Origin of the sequence: Dryocola clanedunensis (assembly GCF_038405435.1) — a bacterium.
Taxonomy (GTDB): domain Bacteria; phylum Pseudomonadota; class Gammaproteobacteria; order Enterobacterales; family Enterobacteriaceae; genus Dryocola; species Dryocola clanedunensis_A.
Map to the genome: position 1 here is coordinate 1 of NZ_JBBYHZ010000228.1, position 517 is coordinate 517.

Annotated in this window: 1 protein-coding gene; it reads left to right on the top strand. The window is 66.2% G+C overall.

The annotated features are described in order from the left end of the window. Window positions 1-237, top strand: a 237-nt coding sequence (locus AAE045_RS24370) for an FAD-binding domain-containing protein (RefSeq protein ID WP_455549864.1), incomplete at its 5' end; no start/stop codon positions are given. Window positions 238-517 lie beyond the last annotated feature (280 nt).

Genomic DNA, 517 nt, shown 5'->3' on the forward strand with positions numbered 1-517 from the left:
TACTTCCGGATCTTCAACCCGGTGACGCAGTCGCAGAAGTTCGATCCGCAGGCGCGTTACATCACGCGCTGGGTGCCGGAACTGGCCGCGCTGCCGCTGAAGGCACGCTTCGCGCCCTGGCAATCGCCGCAGCTGCTGGCCGAGCACGCCCCAGCCTACCCCGCCTTGCCGCTGGTGGATCTGGGCGAAGGCCGCGACGCCGCCTTGGCCGCGTATCGGCACACAGGCTGGGCGTGATGGCCATCTCGGATCATCCGGTTCTGGGGTAAGCGTTTACCTGAACAGGGAGCTGCCGAGCGTGCCATTCATCATGCCGGCATCGCGTTGGGCTGTTTATGCTCTTCACGGCCCGCAAGCCGGCGCCGTCCGGTAACCAAGGAGAACCCTCATGATTCGACCCGCAACCCGCAACGTGGCCCTGGCCCTGATGACTGCTGCCGCCCTGACGGCCTGCGCCACCGGTGGCTCCTACGTGCAGAGTGACCAGTACGGCAACCCCGTCGAACAGCAGAACCGC